This is a genomic window from Pseudomarimonas salicorniae (assembly GCF_023156535.1).
In the GTDB taxonomy this organism is placed as follows: domain Bacteria; phylum Pseudomonadota; class Gammaproteobacteria; order Xanthomonadales; family Xanthomonadaceae; genus Pseudomarimonas; species Pseudomarimonas salicorniae.
Window position 1 is genome coordinate 173,340 of record NZ_JALNMH010000010.1, and the last position, 25,395, is coordinate 198,734.

At 68.8% G+C, this 25,395-nt stretch carries 22 protein-coding genes; 18 read left to right on the plus strand and 4 right to left on the minus strand.

Annotated elements, in window-relative coordinates; genetic code table 11:
• Window positions 1-5 precede the first annotated feature (5 nt).
• The 12 genes from gspD (at window position 6) to M0G41_RS13040 (ending at window position 14,214) form a co-directional block, all read left to right on the plus strand.
• Window positions 6-2,240 (plus strand): type II secretion system secretin GspD, encoded by a 2,235-nt coding sequence (gene gspD, locus M0G41_RS12985; protein ID WP_248210088.1) that lies wholly within the window; start codon window positions 6-8, stop codon window positions 2,238-2,240.
• Window positions 2,241-2,279: 39 nt separating this feature from the next.
• Window positions 2,280-2,717, plus strand: a complete 438-nt coding sequence (locus tag M0G41_RS12990; RefSeq protein WP_248210091.1) for a hypothetical protein — start codon at window positions 2,280-2,282, stop codon at window positions 2,715-2,717.
• Between the two features lie 168 nt (window positions 2,718-2,885).
• Window positions 2,886-4,655, plus strand: coding sequence for a hypothetical protein (locus M0G41_RS12995; RefSeq protein WP_248210093.1), 1,770 nt, complete (start codon window positions 2,886-2,888; stop codon window positions 4,653-4,655).
• Window positions 4,656-4,785: 130 nt separating this feature from the next.
• Window positions 4,786-5,925 carry a hypothetical protein gene (locus tag M0G41_RS13000; RefSeq protein WP_248210094.1) on the plus strand — a complete coding sequence of 380 codons (1,140 nt, stop codon included), beginning with the start codon at window positions 4,786-4,788 and terminating at the stop codon, window positions 5,923-5,925.
• 60 nt (window positions 5,926-5,985) lie between these two features.
• Window positions 5,986-6,921, plus strand: a complete 936-nt coding sequence (locus M0G41_RS13005) for a hypothetical protein (protein WP_248210095.1) — start codon at window positions 5,986-5,988, stop codon at window positions 6,919-6,921.
• Window positions 6,922-7,025: 104 nt separating this feature from the next.
• Window positions 7,026-7,616, plus strand: coding sequence for a hypothetical protein (locus M0G41_RS13010; RefSeq protein WP_248210096.1), 591 nt, complete (start codon window positions 7,026-7,028; stop codon window positions 7,614-7,616).
• A 221-nt stretch (window positions 7,617-7,837) separates the two neighbouring features.
• Window positions 7,838-8,578, plus strand: coding sequence for an ABC transporter permease (locus M0G41_RS13015; protein WP_248210097.1), 741 nt, complete (start codon window positions 7,838-7,840; stop codon window positions 8,576-8,578).
• The gene (locus M0G41_RS13020) at window positions 8,575-9,753 is read left to right on the plus strand and encodes an ABC transporter ATP-binding protein (RefSeq protein ID WP_248210098.1); all 1,179 of its coding nucleotides are present in this window, start codon (window positions 8,575-8,577) and stop codon (window positions 9,751-9,753) included. Before M0G41_RS13015 ends, M0G41_RS13020 begins: the two co-directional genes overlap by 4 nt.
• A 2-nt stretch (window positions 9,754-9,755) precedes the next feature.
• Complete coding sequence (locus M0G41_RS13025) at window positions 9,756-10,595, plus strand: glycosyltransferase family 2 protein (RefSeq protein WP_248210099.1); 840 nt, start codon at window positions 9,756-9,758, stop codon at window positions 10,593-10,595.
• Window positions 10,592-11,473, plus strand: coding sequence for a class I SAM-dependent methyltransferase (locus tag M0G41_RS13030; RefSeq protein ID WP_248210101.1), 882 nt, complete (start codon window positions 10,592-10,594; stop codon window positions 11,471-11,473). Before M0G41_RS13025 ends, M0G41_RS13030 begins: the two co-directional genes overlap by 4 nt.
• Window positions 11,470-13,290 (plus strand): DEAD/DEAH box helicase, encoded by a 1,821-nt coding sequence (locus tag M0G41_RS13035; protein ID WP_248210103.1) that lies wholly within the window; start codon window positions 11,470-11,472, stop codon window positions 13,288-13,290. The genes M0G41_RS13030 and M0G41_RS13035 overlap by 4 nt, the downstream gene beginning before the upstream one ends.
• Window positions 13,291-13,350: 60 nt before the next feature.
• Complete coding sequence (locus M0G41_RS13040; RefSeq protein WP_248210105.1) at window positions 13,351-14,214, plus strand: glycosyltransferase; 864 nt, start codon at window positions 13,351-13,353, stop codon at window positions 14,212-14,214.
• On the opposite strand, the gene ettA is transcribed toward M0G41_RS13040, so the two are convergent.
• Both ettA and M0G41_RS13050 read right to left on the minus strand, forming a co-directional pair.
• Window positions 14,207-15,868 carry an energy-dependent translational throttle protein EttA gene (gene ettA, locus M0G41_RS13045; protein WP_248210106.1) on the minus strand — a complete coding sequence of 554 codons (1,662 nt, stop codon included), beginning with the start codon at window positions 15,866-15,868 and terminating at the stop codon, window positions 14,207-14,209. The genes M0G41_RS13040 and ettA overlap by 8 nt on opposite strands.
• A gap of 97 nt (window positions 15,869-15,965) precedes the next feature.
• On the minus strand, window positions 15,966-18,044 hold the full coding sequence (locus M0G41_RS13050) for an O-linked N-acetylglucosamine transferase family protein (protein WP_248210108.1): 2,079 nt from the start codon (window positions 18,042-18,044) through the stop codon (window positions 15,966-15,968).
• Window positions 18,045-18,127: 83 nt separating this feature from the next.
• Here M0G41_RS13050 and glyA point away from each other — a divergent pair, with 83 nt between their 5' ends.
• The 6 genes from glyA (at window position 18,128) to ribB (ending at window position 23,295) form a co-directional block, all read left to right on the plus strand.
• The gene (gene glyA / locus M0G41_RS13055) at window positions 18,128-19,378 is read left to right on the plus strand and encodes a serine hydroxymethyltransferase (protein WP_248210110.1); all 1,251 of its coding nucleotides are present in this window, start codon (window positions 18,128-18,130) and stop codon (window positions 19,376-19,378) included.
• 111 nt (window positions 19,379-19,489) lie between these two features.
• Entirely contained in the window at window positions 19,490-20,002 is a 513-nt protein-coding gene (gene nrdR, locus M0G41_RS13060) for a transcriptional regulator NrdR (RefSeq protein ID WP_248210119.1), read from the plus strand.
• Window positions 19,999-20,481 (plus strand): GNAT family N-acetyltransferase, encoded by a 483-nt coding sequence (locus tag M0G41_RS13065; protein ID WP_248210121.1) that lies wholly within the window; start codon window positions 19,999-20,001, stop codon window positions 20,479-20,481. The genes nrdR and M0G41_RS13065 overlap by 4 nt, the downstream gene beginning before the upstream one ends.
• Window positions 20,478-21,602 (plus strand): bifunctional diaminohydroxyphosphoribosylaminopyrimidine deaminase/5-amino-6-(5-phosphoribosylamino)uracil reductase RibD, encoded by a 1,125-nt coding sequence (gene ribD / locus M0G41_RS13070; protein ID WP_248210122.1) that lies wholly within the window; start codon window positions 20,478-20,480, stop codon window positions 21,600-21,602. Before M0G41_RS13065 ends, ribD begins: the two co-directional genes overlap by 4 nt.
• Window positions 21,587-22,189, plus strand: a complete 603-nt coding sequence (locus M0G41_RS13075) for a riboflavin synthase (protein ID WP_248210123.1) — start codon at window positions 21,587-21,589, stop codon at window positions 22,187-22,189. Before ribD ends, M0G41_RS13075 begins: the two co-directional genes overlap by 16 nt.
• On the plus strand, window positions 22,186-23,295 hold the full coding sequence (gene ribB, locus M0G41_RS13080) for a 3,4-dihydroxy-2-butanone-4-phosphate synthase (protein WP_248210126.1): 1,110 nt from the start codon (window positions 22,186-22,188) through the stop codon (window positions 23,293-23,295). Before M0G41_RS13075 ends, ribB begins: the two co-directional genes overlap by 4 nt.
• A 28-nt stretch (window positions 23,296-23,323) precedes the next feature.
• On the opposite strand, the gene M0G41_RS13085 is transcribed toward ribB, so the two are convergent.
• Complete coding sequence (locus tag M0G41_RS13085; RefSeq protein ID WP_248210128.1) at window positions 23,324-24,832, minus strand: hypothetical protein; 1,509 nt, start codon at window positions 24,830-24,832, stop codon at window positions 23,324-23,326.
• On the minus strand, window positions 24,829-25,290 hold the full coding sequence (locus tag M0G41_RS13090; RefSeq protein ID WP_248210130.1) for a hypothetical protein: 462 nt from the start codon (window positions 25,288-25,290) through the stop codon (window positions 24,829-24,831). The genes M0G41_RS13085 and M0G41_RS13090 overlap by 4 nt, the downstream gene beginning before the upstream one ends.
• Window positions 25,291-25,395 lie beyond the last annotated feature (105 nt).

The window sequence follows — 25,395 nt, forward strand, 5'->3', positions numbered from 1 at the left end:
ATTTGGTGAATCATCGTGTCCTTGTGTCCACCGCGCTGGCCCTGTTGCTGGCCGCCTGCCAGTCGGCGCCGCCGAAACAGGCCGACCCGTTCAGCGGGGAGAGCTATCTGTCCCGTGCAGAGCAGCGCAGCAGCGCCGCCGAGGGCCAAGGCATGGCCGAGGCGCTGGGCGGCGAAGCGGCCCAGCCCGCCTCGGCGGATGACGAGCGGCCGATCGAGTCGAAAGCCCCGGGAAGCGGCAGCTTCATCAACCAGCAGGCCGCCGCACGGGTGCCGCCGCCGGCCGGAAACGTCGGCGAGGTGACCTTCAACTTCGAGGGTGAATCCCTGCATGCGGTGGTCAAGACGATTCTTGGCGAGATCCTCCAGCAGAACTACGTGATCGCACCCGGCGTGTCCGGCACGGTGACCTTCTCCACCGCCAAGCCGCTGCGCGGCGACCAGGCGCTGTCGATCCTCGAGATGCTGCTGCGCTGGAACAACGCGACCCTGGTCTGGCAGGACGGCCGCTACACCATCCTGCCGATCGCCCAGGCCCTGCCCGGCAACCTCACCCCTCGCACCGGCTCGGCGTCGACTGCGCGTGGCTACGAGGTTCGCGCCGTGCCCCTGCAATACATCTCCGCGCTGGAGATGGAGAAGGTGCTCAAGCCCTACGCCAAGCCCGAGGCGATCGTGAACATCGATCCGGCGCGCAACATGATCGTGCTGGGTGGCACCCGGGAAGAGCTGCAGAACTACCTGCAGACGGTCGAGATCTTTGACGTCGACTGGCTGGCCGGCATGTCGGTCGGCATGTACTCGCTGCAGCAGACCGAGGCGGCCAAGGTGGTCACCGAGCTGGAGAAGATCTTCGGCGAGGGCGGACAGACGCCGATCTCCGGCATGTTCCGCTTCATTCCGCTCGAAGGCGTCAACGGAGTGATGGTGATCACCCCGCAGCCGAAGTACCTGGCCACCATCGAGGAGTGGCTGCAGCGCTTCGACCTCGGCTCCGGAGAGGCCGGGCAGCGGCTGTATGTGTATGACGTCAAGAACGTCAAGGCGGTTGATCTGGCCGACACCCTCAACGAGGTTTTCGGATCGGGCGGCGGCTCGCGCAGCGGTCGCAGCTCGGGCGGTGTCGCGCCGGGCCTGCAGCCGGTCCGCATCGGCAGCGCCGGTTCGCGCAATGCCGGTCAGCCGATCCGCGGCGGCGACGCCAAGCAGGACGGCGGCGGTGGGGCTGGCGCGGGCGCCGGCGGAGGCGATGACTCGGGCGGCGGGCGCAGCTCGGCAGGCAGCCTTTCGATCGGTGGCTCCGAGGATGTCCGCATTTCCGCGGTGGAAGAGGGCAACGCCCTGCTCGTCCGCGCCACGGCTGCGCAGTGGGAGTCGATCCGCCGGGTGATCGAGCGGATGGATGCGGTGCCGCTGCAGGTCGCCATCGAGGCGCAGATCATTTCGGTCTCGCTGACCGATGAGCTGCAGTACGGCGTGCGCTGGTTCTTCGAGAATGCGATCACCGACCAGCTGTTCGGTGAAGGCGCTCGGGATCTCGCCGCGAACCGCCGCATCTGGGGCGACCTCGCCGGCTCCATCTCCAATGGTTCCACTTCCTGGACCCTGGTGGGCCCGAATATCGGCGCCCTGGTGAACATCGTCGACAAGCTGACCGATGTCCGAGTGCTGTCGGCCCCCTCCCTGGTGGTGCTGAACAACAAGGCCGCGTCGATCAACTCCGGTACGCAGATCCCGGTGACCACCACCTCGATCAACCTTGGCACCGGGGGCACCAATACCCCGATCGCCAGCACCCAGTACGTGCAGACCGGCATCACCCTCAATGTGACCCCGCGGGTGAATCCGGGCGGCCTGGTTTTCCTGGAGATCGACCAGGAAGACAGCTCGGCCGGCGCGATCCCCGAGGGGGGTGGCAACCCGCCGATCTCGCAGTCGACGATCCAGACCGAGATCGCCGTGCAGAGCGGGGAAACCGTGCTGCTCGGCGGCCTGATCAAGCAGACCGACTCCAAGGGGTCCAGCGGCTTCCCGGGCCTCAGCCGGATTCCCCTGGTGGGCGGCCTGTTCGGCAACCAGTCGCGCAATGTGGCCCGCCAGGAACTGCTGGTCCTGATCACCCCGAAGGTCATCGCCGGGCCCCAGGACACCCGCGCCATCACCGACGAGTACAAGAAGCAGTTCCGTGCGCTGACTCCGCTGCGCCGTCTGCTGCCCACCGACGATGCGTCGACGCAATAACGCCACGCCTCGCCCGATTCTTAGAAGGAAGACACCCAGATGACCCGTACCGTGCATTTCACCCTGCTCGCCACCGTCCTTCTCCTGCTGACCGCCTGCGCCGGCGGCGTGCGCAAGGCGGCTACGCCCGAGGAGCTGATCGCCGACCGCGCGGCCAAGCGATGGGAGGCGGTCCTTGCCGGTGACTGGTCCAAGGCCTACACCTACTTCACCCCCGGCTACCGGAAGGTCGTGGACGCCAAGTCCTACGAAGCCTCCGCCCTGGCCCGCAATGTGAAGTGGACCGGCGCGCGGGTCACCGAGGTCCGCTGCGATGCGGAGCTGCCGGACCGCTGCGTGGCCTTTGTCTCCGTCGACTACCAGATCATCGGTGGTGTCCGCGGCGTTCCGGAGCTTGCCTCCACCCAGCTGCTTCGTGAAAGCTGGTTGAAGGAAGACGGGAATTGGTACCATCTTCCCCGTCGGGCGGGCCGCTAGGAGGGGGGTTGCACCCCACCCGAACGGACCGCTTGCTTAACGCGCAAACCATGCGCTACCCTACGGCGGCTGTTGCCATCGTCAGAGGAACCTCAAATCGGGTTTCACCGATGCCCAACGTCGTTGCACAGCAGCAGAGCCCTGTTTCCATATCCATGGAGTGTTGAGATGAAGAAGAACGCACTGACGACGGCCGTCGTCGCTGGCGTCGCTGGCGTTGCCGGTCTCGCCAACGTGGCGACCGCGGTCAACCTGAATCCGGATGGTCTCGGTCAGGTCCTGATCTACCCGTACTACACCGTTAACGAAGGTCAGGCCTCCCTGATCTCCATCGTTAACACCACCAACCAGGCCAAGGCTGTCAAGGTCCGCTTCGTCGAGTCGCTGAACTCGGCCGAAGTCCTCGACTTCAACCTGTACCTGTCCCGCTTCGACGTCTGGACTGCGGCCCTGACGCAGGACACCAACGGCACCCCCGTGCTGACCACCGCTGACCGTTCGTGCACCGTGCCGGACGTGTTCGCCAACCAGCCGGTTGCTTTCCGTCCGTTCGAGTTCCAGGAAAACAACTTCGACATCGTCGGCCTGATCGACGCCGTTCGCGTGGGTGGCTCCGGCGGTTCGCTGGTCCCGCTGTCCCCGGAAGAGCGCATGTCGCAGGGCTACCTCGAAGTGATCGAGATGGGCGTCCTGTTTGACGAAGGCACCGCCTCCTCCTCGTTCCGTCCGGCCACCTGGGCGACCCACGGTTCGTCGGGCGTTCCGTCGAACTGCGCCGGCCTCGTGTCCGCGTGGGATTCCGGTGGCGTGTGGCAGTCGATCGATCCGAACAACCAGACCGGTCCGCGCGGCGTGAACTCGCCGACCGGCGGCCTGTTCGGCTCGGGCGTCATCGTCGACGTCGACTTCGGTCGCGCGCTGACCTACAACGCCACCGCCATCGACGGCTTCTGGCGCAACACCGGCCTGGCCGTGAACACCGCCACCACCGGTGGTGAGGCTGACCTGCACTTCCGTCCGGGCAGCACCTTCCCGAGCCTCGAGTTCGCTCGTACCGAAGCTGACGACTCCGCCACCGCGAACATCTTCGCGAATGGTTCGGTCGTCTCGCTGAACTACACCGCCGGCCTGAACGCTGTCTCGGCCGTGCTGATGTCGGAAGGCATCTTCAACGAGTTCAACATCGAGCAGGGTTTCCTGGGCGCTTCGGAGTGGGTGGTCACCTTCCCGACCAAGCGCGCTCACACCTACCAGGCGGCTGCTGCTGCCGGCGAGGCCCAGCGTCCGTTCACCGACGCCGCCGACTCGGAAGCCTCCAGCTCGCTGCGTGACGGCCTGCTGTTCGACACCTACGGCATCTGCGAGACCATCAACACCCTGTTCTTCGATCGCGAAGAGCGGACCCGCGCTCCGGTGGGTTCGGACTTCTCGCCGCCGCGCCCGGGCCAGGCCCGTGACGCGCTGTGCTGGGAAGCCAACGTTGTTGCGTTCAACCAGACCGTCACCGCTGACGCTCCGACCGCTGTCCTCGGCACCGCTGGCAAGCAGGGCGCCCAGGGCATCACCGTCGGCACCTTCAGCGCTGGCTGGGTCCGTATGGACTTCAATGCTGCCTCGCGCAACCCGACCTCCGGCCTGTACGACTCGTACTCGAACTTCCTGGTGTCGAACCCGAATGCCACCACCAACCGTCGCACCGCTCTGGTCGGCCTCCCGGTGCTGGGCTTCTGGGCTGCTGACTACCAGAACACCGCGGCTGCCGCGGGCGTTCGTGCGAACTACAGCCAGCTGCACGACCACCGCTACTTCCGTAACGGCTTCCAGCTCCCGGCTGGCACGACTGGTCCGGCCTACAACGCTCCGCTGTCGGTCGTTGTCGGTGGTGCCCGTCTGATCGGCGCCGACGGTAGCTGCCCGCAGGGCCAGACCTGCTCCTGATCAGCCCACCGATCAGACAGTAGTCTGTAAATAGCAGATGAAAGGGGGCGGGACCGACGAGGTCCCGCCCCTCTTCATTTGGTAAAGTGTTGAAGGTGGCACCAGTTCCGGTGCCGGTTGTGGAGAAGTAATGAAACTGCAGACGCTTTTCGGGGCGATGATTGCCACCAGTTGCCTCGCCGGCTTCAATGTCATGGCGCAGGACAGCCGCACTATCACCTTTACCAACTTCGGAACTTCGGGTAAGACCGTCGAGCTGGAGCCCGGCTCCACCGTGCAGTGGCAGTCGAATGGCGACATCGAAGTGCGCTGCAAGGCGCCCTGCTCCGAACTGAGCAGCGGCGGCGCCGGCGGCAGCGCCCCGCCCACTTCGGTGGTATTGAGCGCCTCGCCGGCTTCGCCCGCATCCATTTCTCACCGCGCCGCCTATTCCCTGACCTGGAACAGTGCAGGCGCCGATGTCTGCATCGGCGCAGAGTCGACCCTGGGCGGGGTCGCGACCAGCATCGCGAACTGGACCAACCAGATCTTTCCCGCAACCCGCAGTACCCCGCTGTCGCTGATTCTTGACGGCCCGGCTGTCGGGACCGCCACTCCCAATTCCTATGCGTTCCGGCTGCGCTGCTACGGCACCGGCGGATCGCTGCTCAGCAACCAGGTCACCGTCGATGTGGCCGCCCAGACCGGTGGCGGCGGTGGAACGCCTGGTGCTGATTACTGCGGTGAGCTCTACGGCGCCAATCCGCCCTCCAGCACCCCGTTCAATCTCACCAGGGTCGAGGCTGGCTATAACGACATCTGGCCGGGCGTGAACCCCGGACAGAGCGCGCCGCTGGTGGTGCTACCCGGCGGAGCAGCCGGCGGCATCATGTCGCCAAGCACCGGACGCTACCTGGCGATCCGTTTCGTCATGCCGCAGACGGAAGTCCAGGCCGACCAGCAGATGCGCATCACCACGCAGCTGCCCCAGGCCCAGGGGGTCAGCGCAGGCGCCATCAGCATGACCTTCAGCCCCTGCCCGGGTGACTTCCGCCCGCGTACAACCAACTCCGATCCGGATCCGTACCTGCGCCCGCAGTGCGGCACCTTCGGTACGGGCTTTGCGCTCAATGCCTCGTCGAACAGCGGCCTGTCCGGCTGTCCGGCACCGGTGGGCAAGACCATGTACCTGAACATCGCCATCTACGACATGTTCAAGCCGTCCCTCGGCAGCCCGACCTGCTTCTCCTCGGGTGACAGCACCTGTGGACTGTCGGTCGTCACCCAGTAACGGGCGCAGGCCGGTCGACGCTTAACCAGGACACGGATGGTCATGAAGATGGTTCGAGTGATGGCCCTGTTGCTGTCAGCTTCGCTTGCCTGGGCGCTCGTCGCCCAGGTGAGTGCCCAATCCGCCGATCGGGTCGTCGCCACGCGCGGCGACGCGGTCGTCTTCGAGTCGGATCTGCGCGAGGCGTTTCTGGAGATCCCGGAGGATCTGCGCCAGAACGTTGTCGGCAATCCCGACAAGGTTGGCAAGATCCTTGACGAGTTGCTGCTCGCGCAGCAGATCGTCCGCGACTCGGAGCAGGGGCGGAGATGGCTGGAAAGCCTCGAGTTCCGGCCCGACGTAGGGGCGTTCAAGCGCAAGGCCACCGAGATCATGGATCAGCGCGCTGCGGTGGAGTCCGAGGAGGATCTGCAGGAGCTGGCCCGCGAGTACTTCCTTGCCGATCCGTCCCAGTACCGGCTACCGGACGTCTACGCGTTCGCCCTCGCCATTCAGGGCACGGCCGACTCAGCCGCCGAGAACTCCGAACAGGTGCAGGATGATGCGGAATCTGCAGCCTCGGGGGAGGGCGCCGAGTCGGCCGCTGCCGAGCAGGAAGCCGAGCTCCCGGCGAACCTTTTCGGCGCCGGGGACGACGGTGCCGAGAATCTCCCGGAGGGCGTGTCGGTGGTCCGCTTCGATTTCGACGGGCTTTCCAAGCAGCCGCCGATCGTGGTGTTGGCTGCGCGGAGCATCCGTGAAATCGGCGGCTCGTCGAAGGTGTTCCAGCTGCCAGACGGGCGCCCTGCGCAGATCAAGCTTGAAAGCCTTGAGCGTGGCCGGCAACGGCAGTTCGAGGAGGTTCGGGACAGCATCGTCGAACGGCTGCGCGTCGATCTGAAGCAGGCGACGGTTCGGCGTTACACCGTGCCGCTCGGCAATCTTCCGATCGATATCAATGGCGAAGCGTTGAACAGCGTGGCTGCCTCCTTCCTGAAGCCGTCGGGCGAAAGTTAGAATCGGCGCTGCTGGCCGCTTTGCCTCGCTCCGCGGCCCTTCCGCCTTCCGCCCATCGTTCCAACGCTCCGAGAGCGCGGGAATCGACGACCATGGAGCTCGCCATGACCCTGCTGCGTTGCCTTGCGGCTGCCCTTCTTCTTCCCGTCCTGGTCTCCTGCACCAGCACGGGCAGCCAGGACTCATCCGAAGCCGGTCCGGGGGCGGTCGCCACCGAAACAGCTGCACCCGAGCTGTTGAACGGAAGCTTCGACGCGGCCGAACACCCGCTGCACGGCTGGGAGAAGGGCGTCCACGCCAACCCGGACTCCTACCGCTTCGAGATCCGTACGGGAGAGGAGTGCCTGTCGAATCCCTGCGTGGCGATCATCCAGCAGGGCAGCGAACCCTGGGGTGGAATCTTCCAGATGATCAACCTGCCGGGCCAGAAGCCCGGCGGCGTGCGCTTCGTCGCAATGTTTCGCGGAATCGACGCCGACAGTCCGACCCACCTGCAGGCGCTGGTCAAGCGCCCGGGCCGGCCGGATGACATCCATGAGGCCAAGGTCGACCTGTTGCCGGTCTTCGCGCCGGTTACCCTGGATGTCACGCTCCCCGAGGATGCCAGCGCAGTGGAAATCGGTGTTGTGCATCACGGGCAGGGCGCCGTGGTCGTCGATGATGTCAGCATGAGCCTGCTGCCGGGCCAGCCCTAGCCAGCGCACTGGCGGCCCCTGCGGGCAGCCGAAGGCATGTCGGAAAGCACGCCGGGCAGCGGCTGGCGGTAAACTCGTCAGCCGCCGACCCGCTTCCCGGCCGGCGCCGACTGCGTCGCCGGCAAGCCGTCGAATCCCATGCCGGCCTTCAGGGCACTGCCCCGCGGGGCGCCGGCGACATAGGACATTCACCGTTGAGATCGGAGCTCAGGAGATTTTGGGTGCTGTGCCGCGTGGACCTCAATGCGCGGGGTCTGCAGAACGGCACCCTGCTCGTCTGGCTGGTGGTCCTGCCCGTCCTTCAGCTCGGGCTATACGCTGCGGTGTTCGCGGGAATTTTCAAGGCGCGTGTTCCGGGGCTCGATGCCATGGGCTACGTGGGCTTCCTGTCTCTCGGGCTGTGGCCGTGGTTCGCATTCTCCGAGGCGGTATCACGCGGCGCGACGGCCCTGGTGGACAACGCCGGGCTGCTCGGGAAGACCGCGATCTCGCCGTTCCAGCTGATCCTGGCGAGGGTGGCCTCGGCCTTCATGATCCACGGATTGGGGTTCCTGATCGTCCTGGTCGTGCTGTTCGCGCTGCAGATTCCGCTCAAGCCGACGGGCCTGCCATGGGTGATGGCCGGCTGGCTGGTACTGCTGGCCTGTGCGGCGGCGTTCGCAGTCATCGCCGCCCTGGTCTGCGTCTTCGTGCGCGATGTGCAGCACCTGCTGCCGCTCGCGCTCACGGCGGTGTTTTTTCTGTCGCCCCTGCTCTACCGGCTCGAATCCCTGCCCGAGTGGTCGCACCCTGCGCAGTGGTTCAACCCGGCGGGCCTGTCGATCGTCGCCCTCCGTGACGGCCTGCTCTGGGAGCCCAGTCCCACCCATCTGCTGGTCGCCCTGATCGGGGCTGCGGCGGTGGCTGGGCTGGCCCGGGCGCTCTATGCGCGGCTGCGCGTTCCGATGACGGATTACCTGTGACCGGCCCGCTGGTCTCCGTCCGCGACCTTGGCAAGTCGTACCCGCTGCACAACAGCCCGGGGCGCAACGCCCGAGACCTGGTCCGCGTGCTCCTCGGTCGGCCGGTCGAGCGCGCCGCGGTGCTGGAGGGCGTGAGCTTCGATGTGCTGCCCCGCGAATCGCTGGGCATCATTGGTGAGAACGGCGCCGGCAAGTCGACCCTGCTCAAGCTCATCACCGGTGTGCTCAGGCCCAGCATCGGCAACGTCTACCGGCGGGGCAGGGTGGGGGCGCTGCTCGAACTGGGCGCCGGCTTCGATCGCGATCTGACCGGACGGCAGAACATCGCCCTGTCTGCCGGCCTGCAGGGCTGGAGCGGCGCGCAGATCCGCGAGCGCGAGCAGCAGATCATCGAGTTCGCCGATATCGGCCGCTACGTGGACGAGCCGATCAAGCACTACTCCTCCGGCATGGTCGTGCGACTGGGCTTTGCCATCGTAGCCGCGGTCAAACCCGAGCTGCTGATCACCGACGAGGTGCTGGCGGTCGGCGACGAGAGCTTCCAGAAGAAGTGCATCCGCTGGATCGAGGGCTACGTCGAGGAAGGCGGCACCCTGCTGTTCGTCAGCCATTCCATGTACCACATCCAGAAGCTCTGTCGGCACGCGCTGTGGCTGCGCAGTGGGCGGGTTGCCGCGTATGGCGATGTCTTCGATGTGACCCGCGACTATCTGGCCTACCACGAGCGGCTCGCCGCGGCCGAGGCCGATCGCGACATGGGGCTCGGCGGTGTGGCTTCCGACCTGCGCCTGGTTCGGGTCTCGCTGAACGGTGAGGAGGGCGAGCTGCCCCCCGACATCGAGAGTGGCGGCCGGCTCGAGGCCGAGGTGACGGTGGATTCCTCCGACGCCCAGCCGGTGCGGATCGTCCTCGGCCTGGTTCGCGCCGACGGCACCGCGATCTTCGGCACCACCAGCGAGATCGACGGCGCAGAGCCGATTCGCCAGGAGGGTCGGCTGATCACCTTCCGCGTGGTCTTCGATGCGCTGCCCCTGCTGCCCGGCAGCTACAGCCTGCGCGTGCACAGCATGGACCACGAGGGCCATCGCATTTTCGATACGCTGGACCGGGCGTTCACCGTCCGCGGGCGACTGCGCGAGGTCGGCCTGGTCAACCTGCCGCACCGCTGGGGCTGAGCATGCGGCCCTGGGTACTGATCCCCGTGTTCAATGCGCCGGCGGCGCTGCAGCGCTGCCTTGAGGCCCTGGACGAGACCCTGTCGCCCGGCGAGCGGGTGCTGCTCTGCGACGACGCCTCGACCGATGCCGCAGTCGCGCCCTTGATCGAGCGCTGGCAGGCCGGCACGGCGCTGGAAGTGCATGTTGAGCGGTCAAGGCAGAACCGGGGTTTCGTCGGCAACGTCAATGCCGCGATGGCCCGGCTGGGCGGCGAGGACGCCATTCTGCTCAATACCGACACCGTGCCCGCACCGGGCTGGTTCGAGGCCATGGTGCGCTGCGCCGAGGTCGATCCGCGTATCGCCACCGCCACCCCCTGGTCGAACAACGCCGAGATCTGCTCGTTTCCCCAGCTTTGCATCGCGGCACCGATCCCAGGGCAGCGGGCGCTGAAGGCGATTGGCCGCGCGGCGGCGCAGATGGTTGACGTGCAGCCGCCCGAGTTGCCGACCGGCGTCGGCTTCGCGATGTTCGTCCGCGGAAGCGCCTGGACCACGCTGGGCGGTTTCGACGAGGCGACCTTCGGCCGCGGCTACGGCGAGGAAAATGACTTCTGCCGGCGCGCGGCCGGCCACGGCTGGCGCAACGTGCTCTGTCCCACCGCCTACGTGGCCCATGAGGGGCATGCCTCGTTCGCGGGGACCGGCCACAGTCCGGGTGGTGAGAATCTGCGCCGGCTGACCGCGCGCTACCCCGATTACAATGAGCGGGTGGCCACCTTCATCTGCGAGGACCCGCTGCGGCCCTTGCGCGATCGACTCGCCGAGCTGCTCGAGCGCGAGTCCGGAATCCCTTCGTGAGCGATCGACAAGACCCGGCACTGCCCTTCACCGGCGAGCGATTCACGCCCGAGTGCGTGCGCGAGATCTGGTATGAGCACCTGCATCGCTATGCCTTCGCGGCCCAGCTCGCCAATGGCCGGCGCGTACTCGATGCGGCCAGCGGCGAAGGCTTCGGCAGCGCCATGCTCGCCTCGGCCGGTGCCCGCTCCGTGCTCGGCGTCGACATCGACCCCGAAGCGGTGGCGCATGCGCAACGGCGCTACGCCGATCGGCCCGCGCTGCGCTTCGAGAGCGGCGACGCGACGCGCCTCGAATCACTCGAGTCGGCCAGCTTCGATCTGGTCTGCAGCTTCGAGACGCTGGAGCACGTAGAGCGCCAGGAAGCGCTGCTCGAAGGCTTCGCGCGTGTCCTCACCGAGGACGGCCTGCTGCTGATCTCGACCCCGGACAAGCGCGTCTACAGCGACCTTGCCGGGCACGACAACCCGTTCCACGTGCGGGAGCTGTACCGGGCTGAGTTCGAGGCCCTGCTGCGGCGGCACTTCCCGGCGATCGCCCTGTGGGGCCAGAAGCTGCTGTTCCAGTCGGTGATCTGGTCACCCGGAAGACAGCAAGGCTGGCAGGCCAACGTCGAGGGCGCAGAGCAGCCGGGCATGGCCTATGAGCCGATGTACTGGATCGCGCTCTGCGCACGCAGCGAGGCGGCGCTTTCGGCGCTGCCCTCGCTCCATCTGTTCGGTGATGCCGCGGAAAGCGTCTATCGCCACTATGACGAGGAGATCCGGAAAGGCATCCGTGCGGGCCACCGGATCCTCGAGCTGGAGGCCGAGGTCGAGCAGCTGCGCGCCCGCCTCGCCGCGTCGCAGGACGCCCAGGAAAAAGGAGAAGGATCTTGAACACCCCAACCCATGCCGCCCGCTCGTCCCTCGGGGATGTTCCGCTGTACGCATCGATCGGCGGCCGTATGGCCTCGCTCGGCAACGAGGAGGTGGTGTTCTTCGATCCCGAGTCGAATCGCTCGCACGTGATGACCGCCCAGGTGATCGAGGCGCTCGAGCTCTGCCGCCCCTTCGCGACGATGGACGAGCATGTAAAGAACGTCGCGTCCCGGGTGCAGGGACTGGCCGGACAGGAGGCGGCCGTCCGCCGCGTGCTCGAGGGCCTGACCTCCCGTGGCCTGCTGGTCAGCGATGATGCATTCCTGCGCCGCATGACCTCGGTCCCGGCGGTGCCGGTGGCCGAGCATGCCGGCCTGTTCGTACGCGCCTGCGACCGGCCCGAGCAGCTCTCCGCCCTGCTCGACAGCCTGCCGGATGGCGAAGCTGCGCTGGAACGACTGGTGGTGATGGATGACTCGCGCGAGGCGACTTCGGTCGAGCAGCACGCCGCCCGGCTGTCCTCAGCCGGCGGACGGGAAGTCTTCCATGTCACCCCGGACCGCTGGCAGGCCTTCGAGCAGGCGTTGGCTGCCGAGCTGCCCGAGCACGCCGAGCTGCTGGGCCAGCTGCTGCGCCACGATCCGGGCTATCGCGGCCCGGTCGGCGGCGGCCAGGGGCGCAACCTGATCACCCTGCTCAGTGCCGGGCGCCGACACCTGCTGCTCGATGACGACAACCTGTTCCCGCTCGCCCGCCATCCCGAGGCCAGCGCCTCGCTGCAGCACGAGGCCCTGGCCTGGGCGCCGCGCACCTTCTCCGCGCAGGACGAGGCGATGTCGGTCGGCGAGGTTGATCCGGATGCGGCCTCGACCCTGCTCGACCTTTGCGGCCGCACGCTCGGCGAGCTGGTCCGCGATGGACGGCTGCGCTTCGGTCGCGAAGAGCTGGTCGGGCGCATGCCCAGCGTCGAGCCCCTGCTGCGCGGTGATCTGCGCGTCAGCATGGCGGTGAACGGCCACCGGGGCGGTTCCTGCGCCTCCGGGGTCAACTGGCTGCTCCTGCTGGATCCGCAGGCCCGCGCCGGTCTGCTTGCCGACGAGGCGCGCTACCGGCAGCTGCGCGGCGACCCGGCGGTGTGGTTCGGGTGCTCGGCCTTCGCCGCCACCCGGCTTGCCCAGTTCACCCCCTTCAGCGTCGACAACAGCCTGCTGTTGCCCTGCACCAGCCCCTTCGGCCGCAGCGAGGACGCGGTGTTCAACGCGCTGGCCAGCGCCATGCATCCGGGCAGCGTCCAGCTGCACGTGCCCTGGTCGGTGGGCCATCGACCGCAGCAGGGGCGCGACCGCTCGGCCCTGTATGCGCAGGCGGATACGCCGGACGTCAACCAGAGCCTGGCCGACCTCATCATGCGCAGCGCCGACGAGATCCACGCCGAGGCGCCCGAGGCTCGCGCCGCCGCGATCGCCGCGCGCATCGAGGACCTCGCTGCCGGCAGCGAGCGCAACCTGCTTGCCTACCTCGGCGAGTTCCTCGCCTATCGCCGCACCACCCTGATCGCCCAGATGCAGCAGGTGCTGGCAGCGGCGCAGCGGGCGCCTATTCCCGACTGGTTCTTCGCCGACCTGCGGGCGCAGATCGAAGCCAATGGCCGCGCCGTGGTCGAGCGCAAGCCGCCGCGCTTTGCCGGTTGGCCAGAGGAGGCCAGCGCGGCGCAGAGCGCTGCGCGCTTCCGCGAGCAGGCCGCCGTGCTGGCCCGTGGCCTGCGCGCCTGGCCAGCCATTCGCGAGGCCGCCGCGGCGCGCGCCGGGGACTTCCTTGGCAGCTGCCGGATCTAGTCCGCTGATCGCCCCGCGAGCGCCGGGGCCGGCCACCCGATCGTGAGCGAAGTGCCCACCGTGAGTGCCGTCGTCGTGCTGCACAACAGTGCCGCCACCCTGGCGGCCTGCTTGCGCGCGGCGCTCGCCCAGCCCGCCCTGGTGGAACTGATGGTGGTGGACAATGGCTCGATCGACAACTGGCGCGGCGAGCTGCCGGAAGACGATCGCCTACGGGTACTGAGCAATGCCGGCAATCCCGGCTTCGCCACCGCCTGCAACCAGGGCGCGGCGGCCTCGGCCGGCGATGTCCTGCTGTTCCTCAATCCGGATTGCCTGCTTGAGCCGGACAGCCTTGGCGCCCTGCTCGACGTGGCGGCCGAGCAGCCCGGCGACGGCCTGCTCGGCGCGCAGCTGCTCGAGGCCGATGGCCGTCCCCAGCCTGCCTCGCGGCGCCTTGCGCCGACCCCGCCGCGGGTGCTGGCCGGCCGCATCGATCTCGATCAACCGGAATGGCAGGCCGCCGGCCGCGGCCCCGCGCCGCGGTTCGAGCCGCTTGAGGCGATTTCCGGCGCCCTGATGCTGATCCCGCGCTGCCTGTTCGAATCGGTCGGCGGCTTCGACGCCGGCTACCGTTTGCACTTCGAGGATCTTGACCTGTGCCGCCGGGTGCGCGATTCGGGCGCCTGGGTCGGCATCGCACCGCGGGTGAGGGTGCGTCACCTCAAGGGCACCAGCAGCCGGCGCCGCCCGTTCTGGGTGGAATGGCAGAAGCACCGCGGCCTGTGGCGCTACTACAGCAAGTTCGATCGGCCCACGGCGGGTGCCTGGACCAGCCTGCTGTTGGCCAGCCTGCTCGCCGCCCACTATCCGTGGGCGGCGCTGCGTGCCTGGTGGCGATCGCGGCGCGCCGGGGGCGCGCCATCGGGGTCGCCGCTTACTTGAGCGCCTTGAAGCGCAGGCGGTGTGGCCTCGCCGCTTCGTCGCCGAGGCGACGCTTCTTGTCTTCCTCGTACTCGCGATAGTTGCCCTGGAAGAACTCGACGTGCGAGTCGCCCTCGAAGGCGAGGATGTGCGTCGCGATACGGTCGAGGAACCAGCGGTCGTGCGAGATCACCAGCGCGCAGCCGGGGAATTCAAGCAGAGCGTCTTCGAGCGCGCGGAGGGTTTCCACGTCGAGGTCGTTGGAGGGCTCGTCGAGCAGCAGCACGTTGCCGCCCTGCAGCAGGGTCTTGGCAAGGTGCAGGCGGCCGCGCTCACCGCCTGACAGCGTGCCGACCAGCTTCTGCTGGTCCTGGCCCTTGAAGTTGAAGCGGCCGATGTAGGCGCGTGACTGGATCTCGACGCCATTGATGTTGAGGATGTCGCTGCCGCCGGAGACTTCCTGGAAGACGTTGTGGTTGCCTTCCAGCTTCTCGCGGCTCTGGTCGACGTAAGCCAGCTTCACCGTCGGGCCGACGTTGATCTCGCCCGAGTCAGGCTTCTCCTGGCCGATCAGCATGCGGAACAGGGTCGACTTGCCGGCGCCGTTCGGGCCGATGATGCCGATGATGGCGCCCGGCGGCATGATGAAGCTGAGGTCGTCGATCAGCAGGCGGTCGCCGTAGCTCTTGCTGACGTTCTTGAACTCGATGACGTTGTTGCCGAGGCGCTCACCCGGCGGGATGAAGATCTCGTTGGTTTCCGCGCGCTTCTGGTAGTCGACCGACTGCAGCTCCTCCAGCTTGGCGAGGCGCGCCTTGCCCTTGCTGCGGCCGCCCTTGGCGTTCTGCCGCGCCCACTCGAGCTCCTTCTGGATCGCCTTCTGGCGCGCCTTCTCCTGGTTTTCTTCCTGCTTCAGGCGCTCGTCCTTCTGCACCAGCCACTCGGTGTAGTTGCCCTTCCACGGAATGCCACGGCCGCGATCGAGCTCGAGGATCCACTCGGCTGCGTTGTCGAGGAAGTAGCGGTCATGGGTGACCGCCACCACGGTGCCGGTGTAGCGGGCGAGGAACTGTTCCAGCCATTCCACCGACTCGGCGTCGAGATGGTTGGTCGGCTCGTCGAGCAGCAGCATGTCGGGCTTCTGCAGCAGCAGGCGGCACAGCGCCACGCGGCGCTTCTCACCGCCCGACAGGTTGCCGATGACGGCGTCCCATGGCGGCAGGCGCAGCGCGTCGGCGGCCACTTCGAGCTGGTTTTCGAGGGTGTGGGCATCGCCGGCAGCGAGAATGGCCTCGAGGCGCTCCTGCTCCTTGGCCAGGGCGTCGAAATCGGCGCCTTCCTCGGCGTAGGCGGCGTAGACCTCTTCCAGCTTGGCCTGCGCCTGCAGGACCTCGCCGACGCCTTCCTCGACCGCCTGCCGCACGGTCTGGCTCGGATCCAGACGCGGTTCCTGCTCCAGGTAGCCGACCTTGATCCCGGGCTGCGGGCGCGCTTCGCCGACGAAGTCCTTGTCGACGCCGGCCATGATCCGCAGCACGGTCGACTTGCCGGCGCCGTTCAGGCCGAGCAGACCGATCTTGGCGCCGGGAAAGAAGGACAGCGAGATGTCCTTGATGATCTGGCGCTTCGGGGGAACGGTCTTGCTGACCCCGTTCATGGTGTAGATGTACTGCATGGCGTCCTGACTGATCCTGGCGGCCGCGGGCGGCCAAAAGAGCGGCATTATCTACCAAAGGCCGACACGCGGCCACGCGCCGCGCCGGCCCGGGGCCTCAGCGGGGCGCTGACTCGCCGCGCAGCCAGGCGTCGAGGAAGGGCGCGACCCGGCCGTCATCGAACAGTTGCCCGCGGCGCTCGCGCAGGCGGGCGGACAGGGCCGCACAGCGGTCCGCATCGGGGGCCAGGGCCACCACCTTGTCGACGTAGTCGTCCGCATTGCGGGCGATCAGTTCCCCGACCCCGAGCCGTTCCAGCAGGGCAGCGGTCTGCCGGCAGCGCATCCGGGCGCCGGGCAGGGCAATCGTCGGCAGACCCTGAGCGAGCAGGTCCAGCGCGCTCATTCCTCCGGACCAGCCGAGCGTATCCAGATTGAGCCGGAAGCTGCGGGCGAGGCCCAGATACTCCGGCAGCGGCAGAAAGCCGTGCAGGGCGAGCTGCCGTGCGGGATCGACGCCGGCGGCCTCGAGCGCCGCGCCAAGCCGACGGGCGATGAACTCGCGCACCGGTGTCCGCGGGTCGACCAGCAGATGCAGGCGCGCCTTGGGCAGGCGGGCCAGGATCCGCGCGAACAGGACGTCCTGGGCGGGGAGCAGCTTGTAGACGGTCTGCGCGCAGAGCAGGGGGATCTCGCCCTCACGAAGGTTGAGCTCGGGTTCGCGCGGCTCCGGCAGGTCGGCTTCGCGCAGTCCGTGGCCAAGCCCGGGCAGGCGCACCAGCGGCTCGGCGTAGTGCGCCGCGCCATCGGCGGGCTCCAGGGCGTCGGGACTGAGCACGGCATCAAGGGTCGGCAGGCCCGGGCTGACCGGGTGGCCCCAGAGCGCAGCCTGGCGCGGCGCAAGGCGCAGCGCCGCCAGCGCGAGGGTGCGTGCGTCCATGCCGATCTCGGGGTAGAGCAGCACGTCCGGTCGGGCTGCGCCGATGCGCGCTGCCCATTCGCGTATGCCGCCCGCGCCGCGGTGCAGGGTGCCGATGCGCGCCACCCGCTGCGTCCAGGCGTCCTCGCGTGCATCCAGCGAGAAGAAGTGCCAGTCGAAGTCGCCAGCCAGCTGCTCCAGCAGCGGCACGAACAGCCGGGCCACCGTGTGCTCGCGCAGGTGGGCCGAGACCACGCCGATCCGACGCGGCGGTCCGTCCGTCGCGGCCTCCGCCGGGGCGATTCCGCTGGCGGCCATGATCCGGCCCACCAGCCGCCCGTAGTCCGCCTGGCCCGGCACGGAGTCGCCAAGGTAGTGACGGTAGAAGGCGCTGCAGAAGCCGACGCAGTCGATCAGCGCGGGGCCGGTCAGGCGCCCCGAATCGACATCCCGGGCGAAGCGCTCCACGCCCTCCTGCCAGGCGCGGCAATAGGCGAGCTGCGCTTCCTCCGAGGCGGGCGCCGGATCGGGCGGGATCTGGAAGCGCGCCCAGGCCGGCCCGGGATGAGCGGGCTCCCGACGCGCGGCTTCCTCGATCGCCTCGCGGGCCGCAGCGAACTCGCCCGCCTCAAGGTCTTCCTGGGCGCGATTCAGCCACGGCTCGGCGCCCGGCTGCAGCGCGCACAGCTGTGCCGCAAGCTCACGTCGGCGGGCGCTGCGCTCCCCGGCCATGACCCGCGACCAGTAGGCGCCGCGAACCACCGCCAGATCGGAGCTGCCGCCTTGCAGCAGCGCATCGAAGGCCACTCGCGCCCGCTCCGCCGCCCCGGCCGCCAGCATCAGCTGGGCGTGGAGCAGGGCATCCCCCTGGGGGAGTGCTCCGGGCAGGGCGTCGAGCAGGGACAGGGCCTCGGCGGGCCGGGTTCGGGCCAGGGTCAGGGCCAGCTCGCGCTGGCCCTGCGCATCGTCCGGGTCCAGTGCCAGGGCCTGGCGCAGGCTGCGCTCGGCCGCATCGGGCCGTCCGGCGAGGCGCTCGATGACGCCCAGCTCGCGCCAGGCCGCGGGCTGCGCGCGATCGAGGCCCAGCGCCCGCTGCGCAGCCCCGTGGGCTTCACCAAGCCCGCCCAGCTGGCGAAGGCAGCGCGCCGCCAGCGCCCAGGCCCGGGCGTCGCCGGCATGGCGCTGCAGGTGGGTCTTCAGGTGATCGAGCGCGACCGAGGGCTGGCCGGCGCGTTCGGCCTGCTCTGCTTGCCGCAGACTCGGCTGGCTGTCTTCCATGATGCTTCTCAGCCTCCTTGCACACCCTGGCCGCGGCCGATCGGCTAAGCTAGAGCGTTGTTTCCCGACCTGGTGAAGGCCCGATGGTAAGCCCTGTTCCGCGTATTGCCGAATTCGATCCCGAGCTGGCCGAGGCGATGGCCGCCGAGCTGGTCCGCCAGGAGGATCACGTCGAGCTGATCGCCTCCGAGAACTACGCCAGCAAACGGGTCATGGAAGCCCAGGGCAGCGTGCTCACCAACAAGTACGCCGAAGGCTACCCGGGCAAGCGCTACTACGGCGGCTGCGAGCATGTCGACGTTGCCGAGCGTCTGGCGATCGAGCGGGTCAAGCAGCTGTTCGGCGCCGACTACGCCAACGTCCAGCCGCATTCCGGCTCGCAGGCCAATGCCGCGGTCTATCTGGCCCTGCTCAGCCCGGGCGAGACCATCCTCGGCATGAGCCTCGCCCACGGCGGCCATCTCACCCACGGCGCCAAGGTCAACTTCAGCGGCAAGATCTTCAACGCGGTGCAGTACGGGGTCGACGAGAACGGCCTGATCGACTACGCCGAGATCGAGCGGCTGGCGCAGGAGCACCGCCCGAAGATGCTGGTCGGCGGTTTCTCCGCCTATTCGCAGAAGATCGACTGGGAGCGCATGGCAGCGATCGCCAAGTCGGTGGACGCCTACTTCTTCGTCGACATGGCCCATGTCGCCGGTCTGGTCGCCGCCGGGGTCTATCCCAACCCGGTACCCCATGCCGACGTGGTCACCTCGACCACGCACAAGACCCTGCGCGGCCCGCGCGGCGGCATCATCCTCGCCCGCGCCAACGAGGCCCTCGAGAAGAAGTTCCAGTCGCTGGTCTTCCCCGGCACCCAGGGCGGCCCGTTGATGCACGTCATCGCCGCCAAGGCGGTGGCGTTCAAGGAAGCGCTGGAGCCGGGCTTCAAGGCGTATCAGCAGCAGGTGGTCAAGAATGCCCAGGCGATGGCCGCCACGCTGATCGAGCGCGGCTACAAGATCGTCTCCGGCGGCACCGAGAACCACCTCATGCTGATCGACCTGATCGGCCGCGAGGTCACCGGCAAGGACGCCGAGGCCGCACTCGGCGCCGCCCATATCACCGTGAACAAGAACGCGGTGCCCAACGATCCCCGCTCGCCCTTCGTCACCTCGGGCCTGCGCATCGGTACGCCGGCGGTCACCACCCGCGGTTACACCGAGAAGGAGTGTCGCGACCTGGCCGGCTGGATGGCCGACGTGCTGGATGCCCCCACCGACGAGGCCGTCATCGCCCGCGTGCGCGAAGCCGTCACCGCGCAGTGCCGCGCGTTCCCGGTATATGCCTGATTGGCGTGATGGGTGATTCGTGATTCGTGATTCGACAGAACGAAAGCATCCGGGCCGCACCGGCCTGCTCTTGCGAATCACCAATCACCCACCACGAATCACGGACGCCTGATGCACTGCCCCTTCTGCCAGCACGAGAACACCCGGGTCATCGACTCGCGTCTGGCCGACGAGGGCACGACCATCCGACGGCGGCGCGAGTGCGAGACCTGCGGCGAGCGCTTCTCGACCTTCGAGACCGCCGAGATCAAGCTGCCGAGCATCGTCAAGAGCGACGGCCGCCGCGAGGCCTTCGACGAACGCAAGCTGCGCACCAGCTTCGACCGCGCACTGCAGAAGCGGCCGGTACCGGCCGAGAAGATCGAGCATGCGGTGCGCGAGGTGATCCGCGCGTTGCGTCTGGCCGGTGAGCGCGAGTTGCCCTCGTTGCGGGTCGGTGAATGCGTGATGGCCGAACTGAAGAAGCTCGACCAGGTGGCCTACGTCCGCTACGCCTCCGTCTATCGAAGCTTCGAGGACGTGCAGGCGTTCCGCGAGGAGATCGAAAAGCTGGAGCGCGACCTGCCCTCGCTCGAGGGCCTGCAGCTGCCGCTGCTCGACGCGGTCGAGAAGGCGCGCAAGTGAGCGAGCTGCGGATCCGCCCGCTCGCCGAGAGGCCGGAGTGGGTGGACAGGCTGGCCGACTGGCATTACGCCGAATGGGGGCCGCTGTACGGCAGCGCCTGGTCACTCGCGGCGTGCCGCCGCGAGCTCAGGGTCCACGCGCGCTCCGACGCCTGCCCCGGGACCTGGGTCGTCGAGAAGCTGGGCGTGCTGATGGGTTCGGTCAGCGTGGTGGAGAAGGATGCCGACGAGCTCAGCGAAGTGGCTGGCCCGTGGCTGGCCAGTCTCTATGTGCGGCCGGCAGAGCGCGGTCGCGGGCTGGGGCGCCGGCTGATCCTGGCCGCCGAGGAGGCCGCGCGGCAGGCCGGCTATCCGCGGCTATGGCTGTTCACCCTGGAGCATTCGGCGCTCTACCTTTCGCTCGGTTGGCAGGTCAGCCACCAGGGCAAGGTCCAGTCGACACCGGTCACCGTGATGTGCCGCGAGCTGGCCCGCGCATGAGCGGGTTCTCCGCCTTCGACCATGCCTGCATGACCGAGGCCCTTCGCCTGGCCGAGCGCGGACTGTGGACCACCGACCCGAACCCCCGGGTGGGCTGCGTCATTGCACGGGAGGATCGCATCGTCGGCCGAGGCTGGCATCAGCGCGCCGGCGGACCGCATGCCGAGGTCTTCGCCCTGCGCGAGGCCGGCGAGGCTGCGCGCGGCGCCACGGCCTACGTGACCCTTGAGCCCTGTGCCCATCACGGCCGCACACCGCCCTGCGCGGAAGCCCTGGTCGCGGCGGGGGTGGAACGGGTGGCGGTGGCGGCGCACGATCCCTTTCCGGAAGTCGACGGCCGCGGCAGCGAGCGGCTGCGCGCCGCGGGTATCGAGGTCGAGCATGGTCTGCTGCAGGATCAGGCGAGGGAGCTGAACATCGGTTTCTTCTCGCGGATCGAGCGCGGACGGCCCTGGCTGCGCCTGAAGCTGGCAAGCAGCCTCGACGGCCGCACCGGCCTGGCCAATGGCGAGTCGAAGTGGATCACCGGCGAGGCGGCCCGCGCCGACGTGCAGCGCTGGCGTGCCCGCAGCAGTGCGGTTATGACCGGCAGCGCCACCGTGCGGGCGGACGATCCGGCCCTGACCGCGCGGGTCGACGCCGAGCTGGCTGCGCCGGTGCGGATCGTGGTCTGCGGCGAGGGCGGCGTGCCCATCGGCGCACGCCTGCTGGCCGATGGGCTGGCGCCGGTCTGGCTGGCAGGGCCAAAGGGCAGTCTCGCCGAACTGCCGCGATGCGAGCAGATCGAGCTGCCCGCCGCCGAACGGGGCGTTGATCTGTCCGCCCTGCTGATGACCCTTGGGGAGCGCGGTATCAACGAACTGCAGGTCGAGTGCGGTGCGCGCCTCGCCGGCGCCCTGCTGCGGGGAGGCTGGGTCGACGAGCTGCTGCTCTACCAGGCGCCCTGCGTGCTGGGCAGCGGCGCCCGCCCGCTGTTCGACGACATCGATCTCACCGCGATGATGCAACGCTTCCGTTTCGAAACCGTCGACCGCCGCTTTCTGGGCGACGACCTGCGCTGGCGGCTGCGACCGCTGTCGGACCACCAGCGCCCCGAGGAGACCCCATGTTCACCGGATTGATTCAGGGCGTCGGCCGCGTGGCCGCGCTGGAGCCGCGCGGCGGCGACCTGCGGCTGCATGTCGAGGTCGGCAGCCTGCCGTTCGAGGCGGTCGAGCTCGGCGAGAGCATCGCCTGCAGCGGCTGCTGCCTGACCGTCATCGATTTCGACGCCAGCCGCTTTGCTGCCGACGTGTCGACCGAAACGCTGGCCTGCACGACGCTCGGCCAGTGGCGCGAAGGCAGCGCGGTCAACCTAGAGCGTGCCATGCTGCCGACCACGCGGTTCGGCGGGCATATCGTCTCCGGGCACGTGGACGGCCTTGGCGAAGTGGTGTCGGTGCACGACGATGCGCGCGCCCAGCGCTGGCGCTTTGCCGCCCCTGCCCAGCTGCTGCGCTACATCGCGCACAAGGGTTCGATTGCCGTCGATGGGGTCAGCCTGACCGTCAACGCGGTGGACGATGAAGGCTTCGAGGTCGCGCTGATCCCGCACACGGTGAGCCATACGCGGTTCTCCGAGACCCGCGTTGGCGATGCGGTGAACCTCGAGGTCGACCTGATCGCGCGCTATGCCGAGCGCCTGCTGCAAGCGAGGATGGAACGATGAGTTTTGCACCCGTGTCCGAGCTGCTCGAGGAGCTGCGCCAGGGGCGCATGGTGGTGATCGTCGACGACGAGGACCGCGAGAACGAGGGCGACCTGATCATGGCCGCCGAGCTGGTCAAGCCCACCGACATCAACTTCATGGTGACCCACGCGCGCGGTCTGGTCTGCCTGTCGATCACCCGCGAGCGCGCGCGCCAGCTCGGGCTGGCGCCGATGGTCCAGCACAACCGCTCCCAGCACCACACCAACTTCACCGTCAGCATCGAGGCTGCCGAGGGCGTCACCACCGGCATCTCGGCCTATGACCGCGCGCACACCATCCGCACGGCGGTGCGCCCGGATGCCGCGCCCGAGGACCTGCACCAGCCCGGCCACATCTTCCCGCTGATGGCCCAGCCGGGCGGCGTGCTGACCCGCGCCGGGCATACCGAAGCAGCCAGCGACCTGGCACGCCTTGCCGGTCTGGAGCCGGCCGGCGTGCTGGTCGAGATTCTCAACGAGGACGGCAGCATGGCGCGCCGGCCGCAGCTCGAGGTGTTCGCCCGCGAGCACGGCCTGAAGATGGGCTCGATCGAGGATCTGATCCGCCATCGGCTGGAGACCGAGCACACGGTCGAACGGGTCGACAGCCGGCAGATCGACACCGAGCACGGCCCCTTCACCCTGCACAGCTACCGCGACCGCCTGGGCGGCGCGCTGCACTTCGCGATGGTGCGCGGCACACCACAGGCCGATTCACCGACCCTGGTGCGCGTGCACGTGAAGAATCCGCTGGCCGACGTGCTGCGCTGGCGGCGGCCGGATTTCGGCCTGCCGCTCGGCGAGGCGATGGCACAGATCGCCGCCGAAGGCTGCGGCGTGCTGGTGGTGCTGGCCGAGCAGTTCGAGCCGGAAACCCTGCTGGCACGCGTCCGCGAGGAGCCGGCGCCGGCCAAGGCCGGCCGCGAGGGCGCCCTGCAGCAGTGGCGCCGGAACGGCGCCGGTGGGCAGATCCTCGCCGACCTAGGCCTTGGCAAGCTGACCGTGCTCGGCACCCCGCGCCGGCAGGTGGGCCTGGCCGGCTACGGGCTGGAGATCGTCGGCTACCGCGAGTACGCCAAGGGCTGAGCCAAGGCGGCGCGCGCAGTGCGGGCCGCTACTCGAAGCCATCGCCGAAGATCCGGCTGCGGTCGAGCTCGAAGGCGCCCACGTCGCAGCGTGCGGTGCCATCCAGGTCGCCATCCGAGGGGCGCGGCGTGCGCAGGGTGTCGGTCGCGGTGCAGCGGCTGAAATCGCCGTCGTCCGGGGCCAGCGCCACACCGGCATCCAGCGCATCGCTGTTCTCGCCCAGCTCGACGAAGGCGATGCCGCGATCACTGAAGCCGTTCGCGACGAGATCGGCATTGACCAGGTTGGCGCCGCTGGCGTCGAAGGCGGTGCAGCTGCCATCGGCAAACAGGTTGGCGCCGCCGATCACCACCGGGCCCGGCGCCAGGCTGATTGCGCAGGCCGCCGCCGCGCCGGTCGGTCCGCCACTGACCTCGCTGGCCACCTGCGCAAACAGGGTGCTATGGGTGTCCTGGATGCGCGCCCCGCGCACGCTGAGATGGGCGCCCGGGCGGTCCACGCTGGTATCGCCGGCGGCGTTTCCGAAATACGTGACGTTGCGCTGGCGGATGATCGCCGTAGTGCCCTGCACGTCGACTGCGCCAGCCTGGCTGGCCTGGTTGCCGATGAAGCTGACGCTGCCGAGGCTGAGCCGGGTCGCTGCCTGCAGGTTGGGAGCGAAGGCATGGACCGCGGAGCCGAATGCCGCGGCGTTGCCCAGGAAGCTGCTGCGGGTGATGTCCGCCTCGGGAATGCGCGTGTGCACGGCGCCGCCAAGATCAGCGCGGTTGCCCTCGAAGGCCACCTCGTCGAGCACCAGCCGGCTGGGGCTGCCGAACTGCACGAGGCCAATCGCCCCGCCGAACCCCGCCGAGGGCGTGGGCGCGGAGTTGGCGAGGTTGCCGCGGAACAGGCTGCGGCGGATGGTGAGGGTGCCGATCGCGTGTGACAACGCGCCGCCGACCGCGCCGTCCGGCGAGAACACCCGGTTCTCGGTGAACTGGCTGTCCTCGATGGTCACCGTGCCGTTGAGCGCGACTGCGCCGCCAAACGCACTGTCGCTGCCGCGCAGCTGCTGGCAGTCCGACATGCGCACGCGCGTCAGCGTGACCTCTGCGTTGAGGGGCAGGGCGATGCCGTCCAGGCATCCGGGTCCGCTTGCCGAGCCGCCCTGGGCCAGGTCGACATCCTGCAGGGTGAAGCGCTGCACCGTATCGGCCAGCCGCAGCAGGGCCACGTTGTTGGGCACCGCCGACTCGATGCGCACCCGCTCGCCGTCAAAGTCGATGGCCGGGCCAATGATCGACACGTCCGGATGGCTGATCGGCGTCGCGTCCAGGCTGGCGCTGATCGTCCGGTTGCCGGCAGGCAGCTGGAGCAGGATGCGCACCGGCGTGTTGGCGTCGCTGGTGTTGGCGCTGTCGATAGCGGCACGCAGCGAGCCGGGGCCATCGTCGGCCGCGCTGCTGACCACGATATCGATCGCCGACGCGGGCGCTGTGGCGATCAGCAAGGTCAGCGCAGCGGCGAGGCTGTGGCGTGGGAATGGCATGTTCATTCGGCGATCCTCCGGCTGATGCGCTCGGCCAAGGCCAGCGCGGCGCTGCGCTCGAAGCGCTCCGAGCCGGCCAGGGTCAGCATCCAGTGCGCCTCCGCCCAGCTCAGCGAGTCGCCCTGCGCGCTCAGCGCGGCGGGCCGGTCAGCCACGCGCAGGTCAAGCTCGGCGCCCGCCTCGCCCAGTCGGCCGAGCTGGCGTTGCACGCGCGCGGTGTCCTTGGCCGGATGCAGGACCAGACGCAGCGAGCGCTGCCCGGCCTTGTCGACCAGCAGGCATTCGGATTCGAAGCGCCCGCTGCGCGCCTCGCGGGACAGCGTGGCGTTGCCGGGCAGGCCGGGATACAGCTGCGACAGCGCGCCGGTTTCGACCAGGGCGCAGGGATCAGCCAGCCAGCGCTCGGCGGGCGCGGCAAGGGCGGCGGCAGGAAGCAGAGAACAGAGCAGCAAGGCACGGCGCATGACGCACTCCATGGGGACTTGCAGCGGAGTACGCGAAAACCAAGCGGGCAGCGTCAGCGCCCTTCGGCCACGGCGCTCAGCCGTAGTCCGGGCCGGCTGGCTGCC

Coding starts and splice junctions, on each gene's coding strand:
- M0G41_RS13085 (WP_248210128.1), bottom strand. CDS start 24,832: ATGAACATGCCATTCCCACGCCACAGCCTCGCCGCTGCGCTGACCTTG.
- M0G41_RS13000 (WP_248210094.1), top strand. CDS start 4,786: ATGAAACTGCAGACGCTTTTCGGGGCGATGATTGCCACCAGTTGCCTC.
- M0G41_RS12990 (WP_248210091.1), top strand. CDS start 2,280: ATGACCCGTACCGTGCATTTCACCCTGCTCGCCACCGTCCTTCTCCTG.
- ribB (WP_248210126.1), top strand. CDS start 22,186: ATGAGTTTTGCACCCGTGTCCGAGCTGCTCGAGGAGCTGCGCCAGGGG.
- nrdR (WP_248210119.1), top strand. CDS start 19,490: ATGCACTGCCCCTTCTGCCAGCACGAGAACACCCGGGTCATCGACTCG.
- M0G41_RS13010 (WP_248210096.1), top strand. CDS start 7,026: ATGACCCTGCTGCGTTGCCTTGCGGCTGCCCTTCTTCTTCCCGTCCTG.
- M0G41_RS13075 (WP_248210123.1), top strand. CDS start 21,587: ATGTTCACCGGATTGATTCAGGGCGTCGGCCGCGTGGCCGCGCTGGAG.
- M0G41_RS13090 (WP_248210130.1), bottom strand. CDS start 25,290: ATGCGCCGTGCCTTGCTGCTCTGTTCTCTGCTTCCTGCCGCCGCCCTT.
- M0G41_RS13005 (WP_248210095.1), top strand. CDS start 5,986: ATGGCCCTGTTGCTGTCAGCTTCGCTTGCCTGGGCGCTCGTCGCCCAG.
- glyA (WP_248210110.1), top strand. CDS start 18,128: ATGGTAAGCCCTGTTCCGCGTATTGCCGAATTCGATCCCGAGCTGGCC.
- M0G41_RS13050 (WP_248210108.1), bottom strand. CDS start 18,044: ATGGAAGACAGCCAGCCGAGTCTGCGGCAAGCAGAGCAGGCCGAACGC.
- ettA (WP_248210106.1), bottom strand. CDS start 15,868: ATGCAGTACATCTACACCATGAACGGGGTCAGCAAGACCGTTCCCCCG.
- M0G41_RS13025 (WP_248210099.1), top strand. CDS start 9,756: ATGCGGCCCTGGGTACTGATCCCCGTGTTCAATGCGCCGGCGGCGCTG.
- M0G41_RS12995 (WP_248210093.1), top strand. CDS start 2,886: ATGAAGAAGAACGCACTGACGACGGCCGTCGTCGCTGGCGTCGCTGGC.
- ribD (WP_248210122.1), top strand. CDS start 20,478: ATGAGCGGGTTCTCCGCCTTCGACCATGCCTGCATGACCGAGGCCCTT.